The sequence below is a fragment of the Frankia sp. AiPs1 genome (assembly GCF_023716945.1).
In the GTDB taxonomy this organism is placed as follows: domain Bacteria; phylum Actinomycetota; class Actinomycetes; order Frankiales; family Frankiaceae; genus Frankia.
Genome location: NZ_JAMQQF010000586.1, coordinates 1 through 3,697, shown reverse-complemented (window position 1 = coordinate 3,697; position 3,697 = coordinate 1). Strand labels below are relative to the sequence as shown.

At 74.9% G+C, this 3,697-nt stretch carries 4 protein-coding genes and 1 pseudogene; all 5 read right to left on the bottom strand.

Features of this window, described 5'->3' with window-relative positions:
• Positions 1 to 319 (bottom strand): annotated as a pseudogene (locus tag ND748_RS27835) (salicylate synthase); the annotation flags it as partial.
• Entirely contained in the window at positions 316 to 597 is a 282-nt protein-coding gene (locus ND748_RS27830; RefSeq protein ID WP_251749167.1) for an MbtH family protein, read from the bottom strand. The gene ND748_RS27830 and the pseudogene ND748_RS27835, both read right to left, overlap by 4 nt.
• Before the next feature lie 135 nt (positions 598 to 732).
• Positions 733 to 1,869 carry an iron chelate uptake ABC transporter family permease subunit gene (locus tag ND748_RS27825; protein WP_251749166.1) on the bottom strand — a complete coding sequence of 379 codons (1,137 nt, stop codon included), beginning with the start codon at positions 1,867 to 1,869 and terminating at the stop codon, positions 733 to 735.
• A complete protein-coding gene (locus ND748_RS27820; RefSeq protein WP_251749165.1) occupies positions 1,866 to 2,915 on the bottom strand; it encodes an iron ABC transporter permease in 1,050 nt (349 codons plus the stop codon). The genes ND748_RS27825 and ND748_RS27820 overlap by 4 nt, the downstream gene beginning before the upstream one ends.
• Positions 2,909 to 3,697: ABC transporter ATP-binding protein (locus ND748_RS27815; protein WP_251749164.1), on the bottom strand; the 789-nt coding region annotated here is incomplete at its 5' end. The genes ND748_RS27820 and ND748_RS27815, both read right to left, overlap by 7 nt.

Here is a 3,697-nt window from a genome sequence, read left to right as displayed (position 1 = left end):
CCCGGGGGCCGAGCTCGAAGCCGGCCCAGCCGCAGGCCCGCCAGTCGGCGACCGGCAGGCCGGCCAGGACCCGGGCCAGGACGCGCAACGCAGGGCCGTCGACCGCCTCGACCCGCCAGTCCTGCCCGCCGACGCGGTACCGGATCTCGTCCCAGGACAGGACGATCTCGGCCAGGACGCCCGAGCCGCACAGCCAGACGCCGTCGTGCTCGTAGACGCTCACCGGCGCCGCGGCGTGGCGGGCGAACCGCGCCGCCGCCGCCAGCGGATCGCCGGCGAACGGCACCGTCCGTTCGTGGTAGATCACCGGCGCCGTCATCGCGGTGCGCCGGACTCGACACCGCCGTGATTACCCTGCGTGGCCAGACTGTCCGCCGCCACGCGGTCGGACTCCATCCGGGTGATCAGGCTCGCCGGGCGCAGATCCGTCCAGTGGGCCTCGACGTACTCCAGGCAGGACGACCGGCTCGCGGCGCCGTGCACACTCGTCCACCCAGCTGGCACGGGCGCGAATGTCGGCCACAGCGAGTGCTGACCCTCGGCGTTGGTCAGGACGAAGAAGCTGCCCTTTTCGTCATCGAACGGGTTGGTCGACATGGGGTGCCGTCTCCTTGGATCTCAGCCCGCGACGTCGTCGCCGTTTACCTTAAGTTAGGTTTACCTAAAATTGCCACGTTCGTCTACCCCCGCCAGCCGCCGAAATTCCCACGTTCTCGGCGCGCGGCGACCGGCTCAGCCCCGGCGTAGCTCTCCGCTGAGCAGCCAGATCAGATAGAGACCGCCGATCGCGCCGGTGCTGAGCCCGACGGGCATCTGGATCGGGTGCGGCAGCCGCTGTCCGGCGAAGTCCGCGGCCACCATGATCAGCGAGCCCGTCAGCGCGGCGGTCACCAGGGACGTCGTCCCGGCCCGCACCAGCCGACGGGCTATCTGCGGCGCGGCCAGCGCCACGAAGGCGATCGGGCCCGCCGCTGCCGTGGCCACCGCGGTCAGGGCCACCCCGCAGACCACCAGCGACAGGCGCACCCGCTCGACCGGGATCCCCAACGCGAGCGCGAGATCGTCCCCCAGCTCCACGATCTCGATCCGGCGGGCGAGCACCAGGGTGATCGGCAGCAGGACGGCCAGCGCCGCCCACAGCGGCCACGCGTATTCCCAGCTCCGGCCGTTGAGGCTGCCGACCAGCCAGCGCTGGGCCTCCTGCGCGGCGTCGAGCGAGGATCGGCTGAGCAGGTAGGAGTTCACCGCCTCGGCGACCGCGGACACCCCGATCCCGACGAGGATCAGCCGGGTCCCCTGCATGCCGCGGCGGTAGGCGAGGGCGTACACGAGCAACGCCGTCACGAGCCCGCCGAGGATCGCGCCGGCCGGGGTGCCGATCGGACTGCCGGGGAAGACCAGGATGACCAGGAGCGCGCCCGTCGCCGACCCCGTCGTGAAACCGATGATGTCGGGGCTGCCGAGCGGGTTGCGGGACAGGCTCTGGAAGAGCGCTCCGGCCACGCCGAGCGCCGCGCCCACCCCGATGCCGATCACCAGCCGGGGCAGCCGGAACCTCGTCACGATGATCTCCACGCCCGGCGGACCCTCGCCGAACAGGGTGCGTAGCACCTCGCCCACCGTCGCCGGGTACTCGCCGGTCATCAACGTCCAGATGCCGACGACCACCACCAGTGCCGCCAGCACGACACCGACCACGACGGCCCGCGGTCGGACCCGGATCGAGACGCGGCCGGACAGCAGGCGCACGGCCCGCCACGGAACCGGCGGAACCGGCGGAACCGGCGGCGGCGACGGCGGCGACGGCGACGGCGGCGACGGCGACGGCGGCGATCCGGTGTCGGCGACGACCATGTGCGTGCCCCTCACAGCGCCACGGTCCGGCGGCGGCACAGGGCGATCAGGACCGGGGCTCCGACGAGTGCGGTGACGATCCCCGCCTCCAGCTCGCTCGGGGCCACGACGACCCGGCCGATCACGTCGGCCAGCAGCACCAGGCTGGGCGCCAGCACCGCGGAGTAGGCCAGCACCCAGCGGTTGTCCGGGCCGGTGACCAGGCGGGCGGCGTGCGGCACGGCCAGTCCCACGAACCCGATCGGCCCCGCGATGGCGGTGGCCGCGCCGGACGTCAGCGTCACCGCGAGCGCGGCGACGGCCCGGACGGTCCCGACCCGGACGCCCAGCGCCCGCCCGGTCTCCTCCCCCAGCGCCAGCGCGTTGAGGCTCGAGCCGAGGCCGAGGGCCAGCAGCGCGCCCACCACGGCGAAGGGACCGACCTCCCAGACGATGGTCATCGGCCGCCCCGCGAGCGATCCGACGGCCCAGAACCGGTAGCGGTCGAACGCCTGCCCGTCGATCAGGAGGATGGACCCGATGAAGGCGGTCAGCGCGGCGCTGACCGCGGCGCCGGCGAGCACCATGCGCTCGGGCGACGCGGCCCGGCCGAGCGAGCCGAGCGTGTGGACCACCACGGCGGTCGCCGCGGTGCCCGCCAGCGCGAACCACACGTAGCCCGCCGGGGTGGAGACCCCCAGGATCGCGATGGCGACGACGACCGCCGCCGAGGCCCCGGTCTCCAGGCCCAGCAGGCCGGGATCGCCCAGCGGGTTGCGGGTCAGTCCCTGGATGACCGCCCCGGCCAGCCCCAGGGCGAGGCCGACCAGCACGCCGAGCACTGTGCGCGGCAGCCGCAGCTCGCGGACGATGAACGCGTCGTCGCTGCCGTCGTCGTGGCCGAGCGCATGCCAGACGGTGCCCAGGTCGATCTGCTTGGCGCCCACGGCGAGACTGAGCGCGACGGCGCAGGCCAGGACGCCCAACGCGACGACGAACCCGACGCCGCGCACGAGCAGACGACGGTGCCGGTCGGCCTCGCCGCCGGCCGTGGCGCCCCGCACCTCGGTCGACGTCAGCATCGGTGCGCCGACCAGGTGCGCCAGAGCTGGGCGTACCGGCCGGACGCGGCCAGCAGGTCGGCGTGCGAGCCCCGCTCGACGACGTGGCCGTCGTCGAGGACGAGGATCAGGTCGGCGTCGGCGGCCTGGCTGAGCCGGTGCGCCACGACGATCGAGGTGCGGCCCGCCAGCACCCGCTGGGCGGCCGCCTCCAGCTGCCGCGCGCCGCTGCTGCCCGCCTCCGCCGTGGCCTCGTCCAGGATCGCCACCGCCGGGTCCGCCAGCTGCAGGCGGGCCAGGGCCAGGTGCTGCGCCCGCGCCGGATCGAGGTCCAGGCCGCCGTCCCCGACGACGGTGTCGAGCCCGTCCGGCAGGGCGGCCACCCAGTCGGCCGCGCCGGCGGCGGCCAGCGCGTTCCACAGCTCCGCCTCGCTCGCCCGGGGCGCCGCGAGCCGGAGGTCCTCCGCGAGGGTGCCGGCGAAGACGTGGACCTCCTGGGTGACCAGGGCGACAGTCGCGCGCAGGGTGAGCGGGTCCGTCCCGGTGCCGCCGCCGCCGCTGCCGCCGACCCGAATCGTCCCGGCGGTCGGCGGGTGCACCCCGGCCAGCAGCTTCGCCAGCGTCGTCTTCCCGCCGCCGCTGCCGCCGACCAGCGCCACCGACCCGCCCGCCGGGACGTCGAAGCTCACCCCGTGCAGCACCTCCTGACCGGGCAGGTAGGCGTAGCGCAGGTCCCGCACCGCCAACGAGCCGTCGGCGGGTGCCACGGCCGGGGCCGCCGGGTCAGCCAGGCCCGCCAGGCC